Below are 16,230 nucleotides of genomic sequence, written 5' to 3'. Positions count from 1 at the left end.
GTGCCCGTCGATGTCGGCCGCGCCGGGCCGCCTTCCGCAAACGCGATAGAAGCCGCCGGGATCCCGGCTCGATTTCTATCGCGTTTGGCGATTTCCGGTGCTTGTGCAGGGGTGCGGAGCCCCGGGGGAGCCCGGTTCGAGAGCAATGCCATGCCGGTCTGCTCCTACCCGGGGATGACCGCAAGATCCATCCCGAGGCTGACGAAACCGCCCCCGCGCGCCGATAGTGTCTAGGGCATGACAACAACGCTGATCCTTGCTCAAGCAACCCAGGTCGACTCCGGCTACGCGGTGAGCATCGGGCTGGTAATCCTTCTCGCGGTCGTGGCGATCGCCGCGCTCGTGCTGTTCATCGCCGCCCTCGTCAGCGTGCTGTCGTCCACCGTGCTCAGTGGCGTGGGCAAGATCGTGTGGATCCTGCTGATCTTCGTGTTCCCGCTGCTCGGCCCGCTGCTGTGGTTCTTCCTCGGCCGCAACGTGCGCATCTAGGCCTCTTTGGCGGCGGGCTGCTGGCCCGTCGGCCGCGCGTCAGCAGCAAGCGCCGTTCGCTGGCCCGTGGGCCCGTCGGCCGCAAACGCGATAGAAGCTGCGTAAATCCCAGGTCGGCTTCTATCGCGTTTGACCGTTTCCCGTGCTTTTGCGGAACCAGCCGCCGACTCGCGCGGCTACTACCCCCAGCCCCAGCCCCTAGCCGCGCGAGTCGCGGATGCGGGCGAGCGCCCCGAGCGCCACGCCGCGATCCATGGTGGACCAGTAGGGCGGCAGGGTGGAGCGCAGGAATCCGCCATAGCGGGCGGTGGCGAAGCGCGGATCGAGGATAGCGATGACGCCCTTGTCATCGACAGAGCGCAGCAGGCGCCCGGCGCCCTGGGCGAGGAGCAGCGCGGCGTGGGACGCGGCGACGGTCATGAAGCCGTTGCCGCCGCGGGACTCGATGGCGCGCTGCCGGGCCCGCCGCAGCGGATCGTCGGGGCGCGGGAACGGGATGCGATCCATGATGACTAGCGACAGGGACGGGCCGGGCACGTCGACGCCCTGCCAGAGGGAGAGGGTGCCGAACAGCGAGGTCTCCTCGTTGTCGGCGAACTCGCGGACGAGTTGGCCGGTGGAGTTCTCGCCCTGGCACAGCACGGGCGTGTTGATTCGCTCGCGGACCTTCTCGGTGGCCTCGCGGGCGGCGCGCATGGACGAGAACAGGCCGAGGGTGCGTCCGCCGCTCGCGGTGATGAGGTCGACGATCTCGTCGATGTAGGCGGGTGGTAGTCCGTCGCGGCCGGGGGCGGGCAGGTGGCTGGCGACGTACAGGATGCCGGATCGGCCGTGGTCGAAGGGGGAGCCGGCGTCGAGGCTGGACCAGCGCAGCGTCTGGACGTCGCTGGGTGCTTCTTTTCCGTTGGCCAGCGCGGGGTCGGCGTCGCGGGTGGTCTCGCCGGGGGTGTTGCTGGTGATGGGCAGTCCCCAGGTGCGGGCGAGGGCGTCGAAGGCGCCGCCGATGGCGAGGGTGGCGGAGGTGAGGATGACGGTGGCGTTGGCGAAGAGGCTGGAGCGGAGCAGCCCGGCGACGGAGAGCGGCGCGACGTGGAGGATGGCCCCGCGGCGGTCATCGGCGGTGATCCAGACGACGTCGCGGCGCTTGGCGGCGTCGGGCTCGCCGAAGTTCTCGAGGATGCGGACGACGGTGTCGTGGATCTCGTCGAGGGCGGAGAGCGCGGCGGCGCGGGCGCCGAGGGCCTCGGGCTCGGCGTTGCCGGCGGAACGGAGGGGGCCGATGGCGGTGCGGGCGTTCCAGGCGGCGTCGCGCACTGCGGCGAGCGCATACTCGGTGCCGTGCGGGAGGGTCTCCCACAGCCCGGCGGGGATGCTGTCGAGGACGTCGCCGAGGTTGTCGGAGGCGGAGTGCAACTGGTCGGAGTCGCGCTCGTCGATGAGCTTGGCGCACTTGCGGACGGCCGCGACGATGGTGCGGGCGGTCAGCTCGGCGGCGGCTGCTCCGGTGACGCGGTCGACGAGCTCGTGGGCCTCGTCGATGACGACCACATCGTGGTCGGGGAGGATCTGCGCGTCGGAGAGGGCACCGATGGCGAGGAGCGCGTGGTTGGTGACGACGACGTCGACGTGCGCGGCCTGGGCGCGGGCGCGCTCGGCGAAGCAGTCCTCGCCGATGGGGCAGCGGGCGGCGCCGAGGCATTCGCGGGAGGTGACGCTGACCTGCCGCCATGCCTGGTCCATCACGCCGGGAGTGATTTCCTCGCGGTCGCCGATGCTGGTGGTCTCGGCCCAGTCGTGGATGCGGCGCACGTCGCGGCCGAGGCGGGAGACGGCGAACGCGTCGAACAGCTCATCCGGCTCGTCGTCGGGCTCGTCGGGGGTGTTGTGGAGCTTGTTGAGGCACAGGTAGTTGTTGCGACCCTTGAGGATCGCGAACTCGGGCGTGCGGCCGAGGTGCGGGGCGAGCGCTTCGACGAGGCGGGGCAGGTCGCGGTCGATGAGCTGCTTCTGCAGGGCGATGGTGGCGGTGGAGACGATGGCGGTCTTGCCGGTCCGTACCGCGTGCTCGATGACGGGGACGAGGTAGGCGAGCGATTTGCCGGTGCCGGTGCCGGCCTGCACGGCGAGGTGCTCACCGATGTCGATGGCGTGGGCGACGGCGCTGGACATGCGCACCTGGCCGTCCCGCTCGGTCCCGCCGAGCGCGGTGACGGCATGGTGCAGCAGGGTGGGAGTGGAGGTGGTCGCCGGTTGGGGCACGCACCGAGGGTACCCGTGGCGGGGGCTGGTCGCTAAAGCCCTCGATGGCGAGCCGGTCTCGCGGCGCTCAGCCCGGCACCCCGGCCGCGGCGCCCGGTCGTCCGTCGAGGGCCACGCCTTCACCGCGCAGCTGCTCGAGCGCGTTCTCGATGCTGCTCGGTGCTACTCCGACGGTGTAGTCGAGCAGGACGGTGGTGCCGAAGCCCTCGCGGGCGGCGTCGAGGGCAGTGGCGCGCACGCAGTGGTCGGTGGCGATGCCGACGATGTCGACGCTGGTGATGCCGCGGGAGCGGAGCCAGTCGGCGAGGGTGGTGCCGTCGGCGCTGGCCCCCTCGAAGCCGGAGTAGGCGGCGGTGTAGGCGCCCTTGGAGAACACTTCCTCCACGCCGTGGAGATCGAGGCTGGGGTGGAACTCGGCGCCGCTGGTGCCCACCTTGCAGTGCACGGGCCAGGTGTCGACGAAGTCGGGCTCGCTGGAGAAGTGCGCGCCGGGGTCGATGTGGTAGTCGCGGGTGGCAACGATCGTGTCGTACCGGTCGGCGGTGTCGGCGATGAGCGCGGAGATCTCGGCCGCGGTCGCGGAGCCACCCTCGACGGCGAGGGAGCCGCCTTCGCAGAAGTCGTTCTGGACGTCGACGACGATCAGCGCGCGATGCTCGGGGGCCGGGGCGTCCTGGCGGTTCGTCATCGTTGGTCCTCCTCGGTCAGGAACCGGGTGGGGATGGCGGGCTCGCCGCGGGAGAGCGCGAGCCCCTCCCACGGCAGGGACCGCAATCCCTTCCGGGTGTTCTCGCGTGCTTCCTCCAGTGTGGCGCGCGCGGCGGTGCGCTCGCCACCCTCGATGAGCGCCTGAGTGACGGTCCTTGAGTGCGGCACGGGCGGCGGGGCCAGCGTGGCGGGGTGGAGGACTTCCTCGACGAGCGTGCCGGTGGGGCGCGCGATGCGCAGCGCGGACTTGGCGCCGCCAATGGTCTCCTTGTTGCTGCTGCGCTTGGCCACGGGCACGCCATCGACCTCGACGAGCTTGTACACCATGCCCGCGGTGGGCGCTCCGGAGCCAGTGACGAGCGAGGTGCCGACGCCGTAGGAGTCGACGGGATCAGCGCGCAAGGCGGCGATGGCATGCTCGTCGAGGTCCCCGGAGACGACGATCTTGGTGCTGGTGGCGCCAAGCTCATCGAGCTGCGCGCGGACCTGGCGGGCGAGCGGCCCGAGGTCGCCCGAATCGATGCGCACCGCGGCGAGGCCGGTCCCCGCGATGTCGATGGCGGTGCGGACGCCCTCGGTGATGTCGTAGGTGTCCACGAGCAACGTGGTGCCGGTGCCGAGGGCGTCCACCTGGGCCCGGAAGGCGGCGGCCTCGTCCGGGCCTTCCGCGGTGGTGTGGACCATGGTGAAGGCGTGCGCGCTCGTCCCGGCGCTGGGCACGCCGTGGCGGCGGGCCGCCTCGAGGTTGGACGTGGCGGTGAACCCGGCGATGTAGGCGGCGCGGGCGGCGTCCACGGCAGCGTCCTCGTGGGTGCGGCGGGACCCCATCTCGATGATCGGGCGCCCGTCGGCGGCAGTGACCATGCGGGCGGCGGCGGAGGCGATGGCGCTGTCGTGATTGAGGATGGACAGGGTGATCGTCTCGAGCAGCACGCACTCGGCGAAGGTGCCGGTTACCGAGAGGACGGGGGAGCCGGGGAAGTACAGCTCGCCCTCCGGATAGCCGGTGATGGTGCCGCGGAACTGGTAGTCGCGCAGCCAGTCGACGGTGCCGGCGTCGAGGAACCGCGATACGGAGGCGAGATCGTCGTCGGTGAACCGGAACGCCTGCACGGCATCGAGGACGCGCTCGGTGCCGGCGACGATGCCGTAGCGGCGGCCCTCGGGGAGCTTGCGCGCGAATACCTCGAAGGTGCAGCGGCGGTGGGCGGTGCCATCGCGCAGCGCGGCAGCGAGCATGGTGAGCTCGTACTGGTCGGTGCGCAGTGCTGTGGAGGCGAGCGGCATGGTCACGTCCTCCACCGTAGTGCGATTGCTGCCGCGGCGGCAGCCCAGCGGCAGCACCGGAGCGGAGTGGTCGTCGTCCGGGAGGTGGGATTGTTGGCCGGTCGCCTAGTGGGGCCCGCGGGGGTCGTCGTACCCTGGTCGTATGCCTGTTCCGATGGAGACCGAGCCCCAGGCCACACCGGGTGGGCTCGTCGAGGAGAGCACGGACGAGTCGAGCCAGCGTCCGTGGGTGACCATCGTGTGGGACGATCCGGTGAACCTGATGCAATACGTCACCTATGTGCTGCAGAAGATCTTCGGGTATAGCCGCCAGAAGGCGACCGAGCTGATGATGAAGGTCCACACCGAGGGCAAGGCCGTTGTTTCCTCCGGAACGCGGGAGAAGGTCGAGGCGGATGTGCGCAAGCTGCACGCCGCTGGGCTGTGGGCCACGATGCAGCACGAGTCGTAGGGTCGCGCGTGGTCGCGTGCCGAGCCGTCGAGAATCGAAGGAAGTCGATATCCAGTGCAGTCCTGGTCCCGGAAGAACACGCTGAGCGGGGTCCGAATCCGGTCGCAGGTGGATCCGCACGAGGCGAAGGTGCTGCGGTCGGTGATCCATTCCGTGGTGGCGATGCTCGACGAGCGGGAATCGGATGGCCCCCACGACGAGCTCGAGGAGCTCACGGGCATGCGCTCGGGCAACAGCGCGCCCCCCACCAATGCCGTCGTCGCCCGGCTGCTGCCGGACTTCTGCCGCCACGATCCCGACCATAAGGACGAGGATCTCGATGCGGCGGGCGTCGCTGAGCTCAATGGCGCGCTGCGCAGCCTCAACGAGCCGGAGATCATCGACGACAAGAAGGCCGCCGCGAAGGCGCTGCTCGACACGCTGCCCGCCGAGGGCGGCAAGATCTCGCTCACTACAGCGCAGGCCGAGGGGTGGATCGCCGCGATCAACGATGCGCGCCTCGCGCTCGGCACGGTGCTCGACGTGCATGACGACATGGCCGAGGAGTTCGATCCGGAGGATCCGCGCGCACCCCAGCTCGGCGTGTACCACTGGCTGACCTGGATGCAGGATGCGCTGATCATCGCGCTGGCCGGGCAGCACTAGATGGATCCGCGCCCAGCGACGCCGGGGCCGCGCAACAGCATCACCGACGTCGCGGGCGTGCTGGTAGGGCAGTGGACGCGCCTCGAGGATGCCGCGCTGGGATCGGGCTGGGCCACGGGCACCACGGTCGTCCTTGCTCCCGATGGCGCTACGGCCAGCGTCGATGTGCGCGGGGGTGGACCCGGCACCAGGGAAACCGATCTGCTGGCGCCGCACAACACGGTGCAGCATGTGCATGGCATCGTGCTCGCTGGTGGCAGCGCGTACGGCCTCGCCGCGGCCGATGGCGTGATGCAGTGGCTCGAGCAGCAGGGCCACGGGCTGCGGATGGGCGGCGACGGGGCGGTGGTGCCGATCGTGCCCGCGGCGGTGATCTTCGACCTGCCCGTGGGCGGCTGGGCGAACCGCCCCGGAGCGGAATCAGGCCGGGCGGCCGCAGCGGCCGCCGGGCTGGACGTGGCGACCGGCTCGGTGGGCGCGGGCACCGGCGCGCGGGCGGGCGCGCTCAAGGGCGGTGTCGGCACGGCGAGCGTTCGCCTCGGTCCTGGTCCTGCGGAGGGGCTCACGGTGGGCGCGCTGGTGGTGGCGAACCCGGTGGGCTCGGTGATCGATCCGGAAACGGGACTGCCCTGGGGGCTCGCGGCCGGGATCGGGGACGAGTTCGCGGCGCCGCGCCCCACCGCTGAGCAGATCGCCGCGCTGCGCGAGCTCGGGGCGAAGGGCACGGTGCTCAACACCACCATCGGTGTGGTCGCCACCGACGCCATTCTCGACAAGGCGGGGTGCCACCGGCTGGCCGTGGCTGGGCATGCCGGGCTCGCTCGGGCGATCCGGCCCTCGCACTCGCCTCTCGATGGCGACACGATCTTCGCGGTGGCGACGGGGACCGCGGAGGCCCCGCCCGGCGTGACAGCGGCGCCGCCCGCAGGTATACCGGGAGGAACAGCCGTGCTCGCGGAGCTGGCCGCCGCCGCGGCGTCGTGCGTGGAGCGTGCCATCGTGCATGCCGTGCTCGCGGCGACCCCGGTCGCGGGCATCCCCGCCTACACCACGATGGTGGCGGGAGCGGCGCACGAGACCGGAGGGGACCATGACCTACAGCCATAGCGCGCCCATGCCGAGCAAGCCAGTGACATCCCCATGGCTGCGCGCGGCCACCGCCAGTGGCGGATTCGTGGCCCTGCTCTTCGTCATCGAATTGATCGACACGCTGCTGAACCAGCGCTTCAACCGGGCCGGGATCCGCCCGCTGGACTCGGACGGGCTCAGCGGCATCCTCGTGGCGCCCCTGATCCACTACGACTGGGCGCACCTGATCGCGAACTCCGTGCCGCTGCTGGTGCTCGGCTTCCTGGTGTTCCTGAGCGCGCTGCGCCGGGCCATCACCGCGACCGCGATCATCTGGCTCGTCGGCGGGGCAGGGACCTGGCTCATCGGTGGCTCCGGCGTGCACATCGGGGCCTCGATCATCGTCTTCGGCTGGCTGGCCTTCCTCGTCGCACAGGGTTTCTTCAGCCGCAACGCGGTGCAGATCGCCGTCGGGGTAGCCGTGGTATTCCTCTACGGGGGCCTGTTCTGGGGCGTGCTGCCCGGGCAGCCGAACGTCTCCTGGCAGGGGCACCTTTTCGGCGCCATCGGCGGGCTGGTGGCCGCCTGGTACGTCACCTCCCGCGAGCGCGAGCAACGGCGCGCCACTCGACAGCGGCCGATGCCGCGCGATGGAATGACGTGGTGAACGCCAGCGGATCGCCGAAGCCACGTATAGCCGGATCGCCCATCGTTGATGCGCCGGGCCCCGAGTCCCCGATCGGGATCTTCGACTCGGGCGTCGGCGGCCTCACCGTCGCCCGCGCCATCATCGACCTGCTGCCCGACGAGAACGTCATCTACATCGGCGACACCGCCAACGGCCCCTACGGGCCGCTGAGCATCCCGGAGGTGCGCGCGCACTCCACGGTGATCGCCGACGACCTCGTCGAGCGCGGCGCGAAAGTCCTCGTCATCGCCTGCAACACCGCCTCGGCGGCCTACCTGCGCGACGCGCGGGAACGCTACTCGATACCCGTCGTGGAGGTGATCCTGCCAGCGGTGCGGCGCGCGGTGAAGGCCACCCACAACGGGCGCATCGGTGTGATCGGCACGCAGGCCACCATCTCGTCGCGCGCCTACGAGGACGGGTTCGCCGCCGCCCGCGACATCGACGTCAGCGCCGTCGCGTGCCCCCGCTTCGTGGATTTCGTGGAGCGCGGGATCACCAGCGGCCGCCAGGTGATGCAGCTCGCCCAGGGGTACCTCGAGCCCTTGCAGCGCGACGGCGTCGACACCGTGATCCTCGGGTGCACCCACTATCCGCTGCTCTCGGGCGTGATCCAGCTCGCGATGGGCGACGACGTGACGCTCGTATCGAGCGCGGAGGAGACCGCCAAGGATGTCTTCCGCGTGCTCACCGAGCGCGACCTGCTGCGTCCCCACACCAGCCCGCCACCGCGCCGCGAGTTCCTCGCCACCGGCGATCCCGAGCGCTTCAGCCGGCTAGCCGCCCGCTTCCTCGGTCCGTCGATCCCCGTGGTGCAGCACATCTAGGCGAAAGCACTGCGGCACAACGATTTCCATATCTCCTTGCTCCGGCAAGGAAAGTGTCCGGATGCTCATATTGCGATTTCGACACGTAACGGAATAGTGGGGATTCGGCGATCAACGCGTCACGACTTGGCGTAGTTCTCGCTTCGGCCTGCAGAAAACGCCAGAGAAGCCAAATGTGAATTGGTGCGGCATGGCAGCATTAGAGGCATGCGCATTACCGTTCTTGGATGCTCCGGGAGCGTCACGGGCCCGAGCTCGCCGGCGTCGGGGTATCTCATCACGGCAGAAGACACCACGCCACTCGTGCTCGACTTCGGTGGCGGGGTGCTCGGTGCGCTGCAGAGGTATATCGATCCGGGCGAGGCGAACCTGATGCTCTCGCACCTGCACGCCGATCACTGCCTCGACATCCCCGGCCTGCTCGTGTGGCGGCGCTACCATCCCGAGCCGCCATCCGGGCGCGCGCTCGTCTACGGGCCCACCGACACCGCGGTGCGGATCGGTGCCGCGTCCTCCGAGGTCGGCGGCCACATCGACGACCTCTCGGACGTGCTCGATGTGCGCGTCTGGGGCGACGGCGAGGCAGTGCAGTTCGGCAGCCTCACGGTGCTACCGAGACGGGTGTACCACCCTCCGGAGTCCTACGGGTTCCGCATCACCGCGCCGGACGGATCGGTGCTCGCCGTCAGCGGTGACACCGGCGTGTGCGACCAGGTGCGCGAGCTCGCCGCCGGGGCAGACCTCTTCCTGTGCGAGGCATCCTGGACCGATTCGCCCGACCGGCCGAAGGGCGTCCACCTCTCGGGCACGGAGGCCGGCAAGCTGGCCCGCGAGGCCGGGGTCGGCGCGCTGCTGCTCACCCACATCCCGCCGTGGACCTCCGCCGATGAAGTATTCGCGGAGGCGAAGGCCGAGTTCGACGGCCCGATCCACGTCGTCAAGCCGGATGACCAGTTCGATGTCGCGCAGGCCCGCCTCATCGAGGAATCGATGACCTGACCTGATGCCCGCGCAGCGTCGCGCGTGAACTACCGGTGGGGAAGCCGCTAGTCTCGAAGGCGTGAGCAGACGAGCAGATGGCAGAGCAGACGACGAACTACGCCCGATCCGGATCACCCGGGGGTTCACCGACCATCCCGCGGGCTCGGTGCTCGTGGAGTTCGGCAAGACCCGCGTCATGTGCACCGCCAGCATCATCGAGGGCGTGCCCCGGTGGAAGGAAGGCAACGGCGAGGGCTGGCTGACCGCCGAGTACGCGATGCTGCCCGCAGCGACGCACTCCCGCAGCGGCCGCGAATCCGTGCGCGGCAAGGTCGGGGGCCGCACCCAGGAGATCAGCAGGCTCATCGGACGGTCCCTGAGGGCCTGCATCGACCTGAAGGCCATCGGCCCGCGCACCATCACCATCGACTGCGACGTGCTGCAGGCCGACGGTGGCACCCGCACCGCCGCGATCACCGGTGCCTTCGTGGCGCTGCATGACGCGATCACCTACCTCGGTGCTGCGGACGCGTTGATCGATCCGAAGCCGCTGTCGTGCTCCATCGCAGCGGTGAGCGTGGGCGTCATCGACGGCCGGGTGCGCCTCGACCTGCCCTACGAGGAGGATTCCCGCGCCGAGGTCGATCTCAACGTCGTCGCCACCGATGCGGGCACGTTCGTGGAGATCCAGGGCACCGGCGAGGGCGCCACGTTCCCGCGATCCACCCTGGACGCGCTGCTCGATCTCGCGCTGAAGGGCTGCGCCGAGCTCGTCCAGATCCAGCGGGAAGCACTCTCCGCCCCCTACCCGGGCGAGCTGCCGCTGCCGAGCCCGAACGCCGCGAAGAAGAAGGCTTTCGGCCACAAATGAGCACCCCCAAGACGCTGCTGGTGGCGAGCCGCAACGCCAAGAAGCTCGCCGAGCTGCAACGCATGCTCGATGCCGCCGGGATCACGGGTGTGGCACTGGTGAGCCTGCGGGACGTGCCGGACTTCCCCGAAGCACCGGAGACCGGGGAGACGTTCGAGCAGAACGCGCTCGCCAAGGCCCGCGATGCGGTCGCCGCCACGGGCCTCGCCTGCGTGGCGGATGATTCCGGGCTGGAGATCGACGCCCTGCACGGCATGCCTGGCGTGCTCTCGGCACGGTGGAGCGGCACCCACGGCGACGATGCCGCCAACACCGCCCTCGTGCTGGCCCAGTTGCGGGATGTCCCCGACGAGCGGCGCTCCGCGGCGTTCGTCTCGGCCTGCGCGCTGGTGCTGCCTGATGGCACCGAGACCGTGGAGCGCGGCACATGGCGCGGAGCCATCGCGCACGAGGCCCGGGGCGAGGGTGGCTTCGGCTACGACCCGGTGTTCATCCCGCTCATAGGGGAGGATCCAGTGCATCCCGTGCTGGCGGATCGCACCGCCGCCGAGCTGTCCCCGCAGGAGAAGGACGCGGTGTCGCACCGTGGCCGGGCACTGGTGCAGCTGCTGCCGTCCATCGCGGCGTGGGCCGCGTCCTGACGATCAGTCGATGAGGCCGTGGATGGTGCGGCGCTAGCTACTCGCCCTCGTCCACGGTCTCGTCCACCGGGCTGTTCCCTGGGTTGCCCTCGGCAGGCTCCTCGGGCACGCGCGGCTCGATGCGCAGCGAGCCATCGATCTCCTGCACGGTCGGCGCGATGGCCTCCGCATCGCGGGACAGCGAGCTCACCCGCAACTGCACCACGTAGGTGGAGCCGTCGATCTCGGCCACGGCCGTGCGCTCCACCACCGCCATGTAGCCATGCTCCTCATCGCGGAACTCTCCCGAGACCGCATACGACGGGAAATCACCCACCATCGTGTCCGCGTCATCAAGGGCGATCTCGAAATCAGTCAGGTTCCGCAGCGCGCCATCGGCATGCTCGAGGATGTCCTCAGCAGGCACCACACGGTCGAGGCGCTGCACGGTGAGGATGGCCGTCGGCAGCGGGCCCGGATCAGCCTCGTAGAACCACTTGGTTCCCAGCGCCACGAAATGCGCTTGCGGATAGATCGCCGGATCAGCCGGCTCCCAGCCCTCCGGGACGTCGAACGCCACGATCGGCCCCGACTCGCTGCCCGGCGGCAGGGGAGTGCGGCCAATGCCTTGCTCGCCGAGAAAATCGTTGATCGTGGTGGCGGACTCCGGTTCCTCCGAAGGCTCTGGCATGGGCGCCGTGGGGGTCGCGGGCGGGATCGACACGGCCACCGTCGTCGGCGGGGCATCGCTCGGGACAGGGTCCTCGCTAGCGCACCCGGCGACGGCCAGGGCGCCCGCAACCACGATCACTGTCCCGGAGCGACGGATCATCATGCTCTCTTGAATATCCCGCCGCCACCGCGATGTCAAAGGCACCATCCGCGACGAGTCACAATCGTTGCCCCGCCCGGGTCTTGCGCGTCACCTTGTGCTCGACGATGAACGACAGGAACGGGATCGTGCCCGCGAGCAGCACACCCAGCGTCGGCAGCGGGCGCCAGCGCGCCTTCACCGCCAGATCCAGCGTCACCAGCAGGAACACGAAATACACCCAGCCATGCACCACCGGGATGATCGCCGCCCACCCCGGCATGTCCAGCTCCAGGATGTACTTCGCGATCATCTCCACCGTCAGCACCAGCAACCAGATGCCCGTGGTGATCGCCAGCACCCGGTAACGGGTCAACGCTGGGCCGATGCGATTCGGCAACGTGCTCGTCGGAGCAGTCACTCCGCGTTCCTTTCGTCAGAATTCCGGGGCTGCTCCCCGGCAAGCTCGGCAAGCAAGCGGTTGTACTCGCGCAACTGCGGATCATCCTCATCCGGCCGCGACGCGGCGCGCGGACGCTGCGGCAACAGATCCTCCGGGATCTCACGCGGCTCCCCGGCCCGCGGATCCACCTCCCCGCGCTCGAGGCGCACGAAACGGAGATACGCATACACGAAGAACCCCGCGAACAACGGCCACTGCAACGCATACCCCAGGTTCTGCGCCGAGCCCGACATCGAGTCATAGCGCTGCCACTGCCACCACCCCAGCCCCAGGCACGCGGCAGCAGCGAGCACCACGAACACGATCAACGCGACGCGATGCGAACGAGAAGGAGAAGTGCCAGCCACACCACCACGGTACCGGCAACCACGCTGTGGGCACGCTCACGCAGGGGCGGGGGAGGCGGGAGCCCACCGCCAGGCCTGGTGCGTGGCGCGGTCGTGGGCGCAGGCGAGCAAGGACCACCTCGGTCCATTCCACGCGAAGATCGCGACCTGCCCGAATCGCAGCCCGAGCTGACGCGCCTCCTGATCGGTGAGGCCGAAGACCGCCCGGCTCTCCTCTGAGTGGTGCCCATTGCGGCTTGCACCCTCCGCTCGGATCGCGTGCAGGCCCTTCGCGCGCAGCTCCTGGTCCAGCACGGCCATGCGCGCGAGGATGTCGCCACGAGTGGGCTTAGGACTGCTTGGATCGGTTTCGGGCTGGATCGCGGTGATCACGTGCAACGGACCCGCGGGCGGATGCTCGCCACCCGGACCTTCGGTGAGCGGCTCGACGGTGCCTACGAGGGGACCGTCGTAGAACCTCACGACGGTGTCCAGGTAGTACTTCCACGGATCGTCCCTGGCTGCCAGCTCGGCCAGCTTGTCCGCCGGGGTCCACGCGAGATCAGAGTGATGGGGCATCGGAGTCCTTGCTGCCAGACGCGGTCGCGTCGATGGTCATGGGTTCCCCTTTCAATGGGTGCTCCTGTGGCAGGCCCGCATACCAGTCTCGGCCACTCTTGAAGCTCTCCCTGCGGTGTCCGCAGAAGCCTATGAAACGAAACTCAACCTCGCCGGAAACGGGGCACATTGTTTCGTTCCATAGGCTTTCGACAGTCAGCCCCTGGTTCGTGCAGCCACCGCGCCCGCCGCGATGGTGAGCCGGTGCAGATCGACGAGCTCGTCGGCGGTGAGGCGGGTGCCGATGTAGCCGCCCGCGAGGACGAACGCGACCGGGAGGGATTCCCGCGCGCAGAACTCGAACACGAGGCGCTCACGCTCGGCGAGGATGTCGCTGGTGATCCCCCGGAGCCCGCCGATGCTGCAGTTCTCGTGCGGATCCATGCCCGCGTTGTAGAGCAGCAGATCGGGCCGGAGCCTTTTCAGCTGTTCGAGCGCGTGCTCGACGCGGCCGAGGTAGAGGTCGGCGCGGTCGACCATCCACAGCGTCGAGTTGCCGGTGTCGGGGTAGGAGTCGAACGAGGACACCGACACGTCCAGCTGCGTGATCCGTGGGTTCCCGCCGATGATGGAGGCGGTTCCGCCGCCGCAGTGAGCATCGAGGTCGAGGATCGCTACCGTTGCCGCTCCCTCGCGAAGTGCCGCCCCGGCCGCGACCGCGAGGCCGTTGACGCTGCAGAAGCCACTGCCCGTATCGCGGCGGGCATGGTGCAGCCCGGACGACAGCGAGCCTGCGGATCCTTCCTCCAGCGCTGTCAGCGCGGCCGCGACCACCCCGCCGGTCGATGCGAAGATGGACGTCCACAGTCCCGGATCCCAGGTAAGGCCCTGTGATTCGGCGACCACGCGGGGCCGCCCGGTGCGGAGCGCGTCGATGTAGCCGGGGTCGTGCGCGCCCTCCAGGTCGGCGGGAGTGATCGGGGCTGGCGTTGCGATCCGTGCTCCGTCGATGGGGCGGGATGCGAGTGAATCGGCGATCCATCCGGATTTCGCGACGGTGTCGAAGCTTTCCTCGGAGGCGATGTAGCGGGCCGAGTAGAAGACTTTCATGGGGTGCCTTTCGCGTTGTGCGGGCATGGCGAAGGTGCGCGTGCTGGAAGGATTTAGGTGCTGGCAGGTTTGGGTCGGCCAGCTGTGGGTGGCTGAAGGGCGCCTAGCGCCGGTTCTTCAGGTAGTCGCAGGGGTTCCAGATGCTGGGGTCGGCGATGTTGAAGTAGGCGTGGCCACCTTCGGGGCTGCGGACCTCGAGGATTCCCCAGCGCGTTTTCCACCATGCTTGACCGTCGGAGAGGAACAGCGCGGCCGCGACGGCGTCCGGATTGTGGTTGCGGAAGCGGAAAGTCTCATCGTCCTTCGTGATGACAATCTGGTCGTCCTCGTCGACGGTGGCTTGCACCTCGACGGGATGCTTGTCCTCGAACGCCTTGCGCGCGTGGATCCAGTGCACGACGTGCCCGCTCTGGTACAAGCTGCATCCGGGTACGCCGCTGCCGATGCGGACGACAGCGACCTCCTTGGCCGGGGTGCCGGGGGTCTCCGAGGTTCCAGCGGATTCGGGTGTGCCGTCGGGTTCAGGTGTGGCGTGGAAATCGTCAGACATCGAGAACTCCTCGATCCAGGGCCCAAAGGGGCCAGCTCCTGCCGCGCGCCGGTCGACGCGAGGCCGCTTCCTCATCCGAGCCACCCGTGAGCATGGGGTTGGCGTGCAGCCCAGTCGGGGCTTTGCGGCTGCATCTCGTGAAGCATTCGTCAGTGTACGGAGGAGGTCTGACAAAAAATTCTGGGAGGGCCAAGCAGTCGTGCTTGAACAGGAAAAACCTGTGACCGGGGGAGCGCTGGCGACACGTCAGCGGACGCGTACCAGCATTCTCGGTCGCAGCGGATAGGCTCGCTGCCGTGCGACGACTCCTGCGACGAACCATCCTGCTCGGAATCCTGGGGCTCGTCCTCATCATCGCGGCATCGAGCGCATGGGTGCAGTGGCAGAGCCGCTCACGCATCGAGACCGGCACCGCGCAGGAATGGGTGATCGTCCTCGGCGACCGCGTGCGCGACGGCGAACCGTCGGACTACCTGCGCGAGCGCCTCGACACCGCAATCGGCATCATGCAGGAGGATCGCGCCACGCAAGTGCTCATCTCCGGGCACGCCGCCTCGAAGAAGGGCAACGAGGTCGCCGCCATGCACGACTACCTCATCGAGCAAGGAATCGACGCGGAAGCGATCACCGAGGACCGTCACGGCGTGACCACTTACAACACCTGCGCCCGCGCCCACGACGTGTTCGGCATCGACAACGCCATCGTCGTCACCCAGGACTTCCACCTGCGGCGAGCCGTCGCGCTCTGCCAAGGCCAAAGCATCGACACCGTCGGCGCGGAAGCCACCTCCGACGCCCGTGCTTACCTCACCGTGCGCAACTGGTTCCGCGAGATCGTGCTCTCCCGGCCCAAGGCACTTCTCGATAGCACCGTCGATCCCGGGCCGCGGACTCGCGAGCGGTGAGTGGGGCGGCGCTTCCCTAGCGGCCAGCTACCCCCGAATCTGCGAGCGTAAGTCAACAGATGTCCGATTCTGGGGCGTGATTTGGTGACTTTCGTTCGCAGACTTCCGTTGGCGGCTGGTGAGCCAGGCCCATCGATCGCCCCCGCCCCGCAAAAGCACCGGCAACTACCAAACGCGATAGAAATCGCGCCGCGTTCGAGCCGGTTTTTATCGCGTTTGCGGGGCGGGGGCGCGAGGCACGGCCGTAAACAGGCCAGCCAGGCCGTCAACCAGGCCAATCCAGCCACCCACCACCGATCTTGTGCGCGAGGGGGGACTTGAACCCCCACGTCCTAGGACACTGGAACCTAAATCCAGCGCGTCTGCCAATTCCGCCACTCGCGCGCGCAGGGCATAGCGTACGGCGTGGCGTGGACTGTCCGCTACTTGGTACTGCGCGGCCCCTCTGCCCCACGCCGCCAAAGTAACGATTCAATAACGCACACCACGCCGTCGAGGACCCCAGCCAGGCCCGTTTATAAGCCCTGAACAGCAAAAACACCAAAACATGAGTGGTTACTCATGATTAACCGTATTGGCTACCGGTCAGTAGCTTGCGCCGCGCCGAAAAAAC

Annotated in this window: 19 protein-coding genes, 1 tRNA gene and 1 riboswitch; of the genes, 10 read left to right on the top strand and 10 right to left on the bottom strand. The window is 69.0% G+C overall.

Translation table 11 applies throughout. The features are described from left to right. The first annotated feature begins 237 nt into the window (after positions 1 to 237). Entirely contained in the window at positions 238 to 489 is a 252-nt protein-coding gene (locus FXO18_RS11095) for a PLDc N-terminal domain-containing protein (protein WP_149361158.1), read from the top strand. Between the two features lie 198 nt (positions 490 to 687). Here the strand turns inward: FXO18_RS11095 and FXO18_RS11090 are convergent, their stop codons facing one another. The 3 genes from FXO18_RS11090 to FXO18_RS11080 form a co-directional block, all read right to left on the bottom strand. Next, positions 688 to 2,748, bottom strand: a complete 2,061-nt coding sequence (locus tag FXO18_RS11090) for an ATP-dependent DNA helicase (protein ID WP_187774318.1) — start codon at positions 2,746 to 2,748, stop codon at positions 688 to 690. 67 nt (positions 2,749 to 2,815) lie between these two features. After that, positions 2,816 to 3,436: a nicotinamidase gene (locus FXO18_RS11085; protein ID WP_149361157.1), complete on the bottom strand. Its 621-nt coding sequence runs from the start codon at positions 3,434 to 3,436 to the stop codon at positions 2,816 to 2,818. Further along, on the bottom strand, positions 3,433 to 4,743 hold the full coding sequence (locus FXO18_RS11080; protein WP_149361319.1) for a nicotinate phosphoribosyltransferase: 1,311 nt from the start codon (positions 4,741 to 4,743) through the stop codon (positions 3,433 to 3,435). The genes FXO18_RS11085 and FXO18_RS11080 overlap by 4 nt, the downstream gene beginning before the upstream one ends. 154 nt (positions 4,744 to 4,897) lie before the next feature. Here FXO18_RS11080 and clpS point away from each other — a divergent pair, with 154 nt between their 5' ends. The 8 genes from clpS to rdgB all read left to right on the top strand — a co-directional run bounded on the left by clpS (position 4,898) and on the right by rdgB (position 10,915). Then, entirely contained in the window at positions 4,898 to 5,194 is a 297-nt protein-coding gene (clpS, locus tag FXO18_RS11075) for an ATP-dependent Clp protease adapter ClpS (RefSeq protein ID WP_149361318.1), read from the top strand. A gap of 54 nt (positions 5,195 to 5,248) precedes the next feature. Beyond that, positions 5,249 to 5,839 (top strand): oxidative stress transcriptional regulator AosR, encoded by a 591-nt coding sequence (aosR, locus tag FXO18_RS11070; protein ID WP_149361156.1) that lies wholly within the window; start codon positions 5,249 to 5,251, stop codon positions 5,837 to 5,839. Beyond that, positions 5,840 to 6,946: a P1 family peptidase gene (locus FXO18_RS11065; RefSeq protein ID WP_149361155.1), complete on the top strand. Its 1,107-nt coding sequence runs from the start codon at positions 5,840 to 5,842 to the stop codon at positions 6,944 to 6,946. Further along, positions 6,930 to 7,574 carry a rhomboid family intramembrane serine protease gene (locus FXO18_RS11060; protein WP_149361154.1) on the top strand — a complete coding sequence of 215 codons (645 nt, stop codon included), beginning with the start codon at positions 6,930 to 6,932 and terminating at the stop codon, positions 7,572 to 7,574. The genes FXO18_RS11065 and FXO18_RS11060 overlap by 17 nt, the downstream gene beginning before the upstream one ends. Before the next feature lie 41 nt (positions 7,575 to 7,615). After that, complete coding sequence (gene murI, locus FXO18_RS11055; RefSeq protein WP_149361317.1) at positions 7,616 to 8,422, top strand: glutamate racemase; 807 nt, start codon at positions 7,616 to 7,618, stop codon at positions 8,420 to 8,422. A gap of 207 nt (positions 8,423 to 8,629) precedes the next feature. After that, positions 8,630 to 9,421, top strand: a complete 792-nt coding sequence (locus tag FXO18_RS11050; protein WP_149361153.1) for a cyclic nucleotide-degrading phosphodiesterase — start codon at positions 8,630 to 8,632, stop codon at positions 9,419 to 9,421. 61 nt (positions 9,422 to 9,482) lie between these two features. After that, positions 9,483 to 10,274 carry a ribonuclease PH gene (gene rph / locus FXO18_RS11045; RefSeq protein ID WP_149361152.1) on the top strand — a complete coding sequence of 264 codons (792 nt, stop codon included), beginning with the start codon at positions 9,483 to 9,485 and terminating at the stop codon, positions 10,272 to 10,274. Beyond that, the gene (gene rdgB / locus FXO18_RS11040) at positions 10,271 to 10,915 is read left to right on the top strand and encodes an RdgB/HAM1 family non-canonical purine NTP pyrophosphatase (RefSeq protein WP_149361151.1); all 645 of its coding nucleotides are present in this window, start codon (positions 10,271 to 10,273) and stop codon (positions 10,913 to 10,915) included. The genes rph and rdgB overlap by 4 nt, the downstream gene beginning before the upstream one ends. A 37-nt stretch (positions 10,916 to 10,952) precedes the next feature. On the opposite strand, the gene FXO18_RS11035 is transcribed toward rdgB, so the two are convergent. From FXO18_RS11035 to FXO18_RS11010, 6 genes are all read right to left on the bottom strand, one after another. Next, the gene (locus FXO18_RS11035) at positions 10,953 to 11,729 is read right to left on the bottom strand and encodes an LpqN/LpqT family lipoprotein (protein WP_187774316.1); all 777 of its coding nucleotides are present in this window, start codon (positions 11,727 to 11,729) and stop codon (positions 10,953 to 10,955) included. A 55-nt stretch (positions 11,730 to 11,784) separates the two neighbouring features. After that, positions 11,785 to 12,105 (bottom strand): DUF3817 domain-containing protein, encoded by a 321-nt coding sequence (locus FXO18_RS11030; protein WP_235900613.1) that lies wholly within the window; start codon positions 12,103 to 12,105, stop codon positions 11,785 to 11,787. 17 nt (positions 12,106 to 12,122) lie between these two features. Continuing rightward, positions 12,123 to 12,515, bottom strand: coding sequence for a transcriptional regulator (locus tag FXO18_RS11025; RefSeq protein WP_149361148.1), 393 nt, complete (start codon positions 12,513 to 12,515; stop codon positions 12,123 to 12,125). 36 nt (positions 12,516 to 12,551) lie between these two features. Continuing rightward, positions 12,552 to 13,073, bottom strand: coding sequence for a DUF3293 domain-containing protein (locus FXO18_RS11020; protein ID WP_149361147.1), 522 nt, complete (start codon positions 13,071 to 13,073; stop codon positions 12,552 to 12,554). Positions 13,074 to 13,268: 195 nt separating this feature from the next. Further along, on the bottom strand, positions 13,269 to 14,162 hold the full coding sequence (locus FXO18_RS11015) for an arginase family protein (protein ID WP_149361146.1): 894 nt from the start codon (positions 14,160 to 14,162) through the stop codon (positions 13,269 to 13,271). A gap of 103 nt (positions 14,163 to 14,265) precedes the next feature. Further along, complete coding sequence (locus tag FXO18_RS11010) at positions 14,266 to 14,712, bottom strand: hypothetical protein (protein ID WP_149361145.1); 447 nt, start codon at positions 14,710 to 14,712, stop codon at positions 14,266 to 14,268. A gap of 29 nt (positions 14,713 to 14,741) precedes the next feature. Next, positions 14,742 to 14,855, bottom strand: a riboswitch (SAM riboswitch). Between the two features lie 153 nt (positions 14,856 to 15,008). Between FXO18_RS11010 and FXO18_RS11005 the strand changes: the two genes are divergently transcribed. Next, complete coding sequence (locus FXO18_RS11005; RefSeq protein ID WP_235900612.1) at positions 15,009 to 15,617, top strand: SanA/YdcF family protein; 609 nt, start codon at positions 15,009 to 15,011, stop codon at positions 15,615 to 15,617. 302 nt (positions 15,618 to 15,919) lie between these two features. Here FXO18_RS11005 and FXO18_RS11000 read toward each other — a convergent pair. Next, positions 15,920 to 16,001: transfer RNA gene (locus FXO18_RS11000), tRNA-Leu, on the bottom strand. Positions 16,002 to 16,230 lie beyond the last annotated feature (229 nt).

This window comes from Lolliginicoccus suaedae (genome assembly GCF_008312885.1).
In the GTDB taxonomy this organism is placed as follows: Bacteria; Actinomycetota; Actinomycetes; order Mycobacteriales; family Mycobacteriaceae; genus Lolliginicoccus; species Lolliginicoccus suaedae.
Note: the sequence above shows the minus strand (reverse complement) of the source record. Positions and strands in the feature narration are given on the sequence as shown.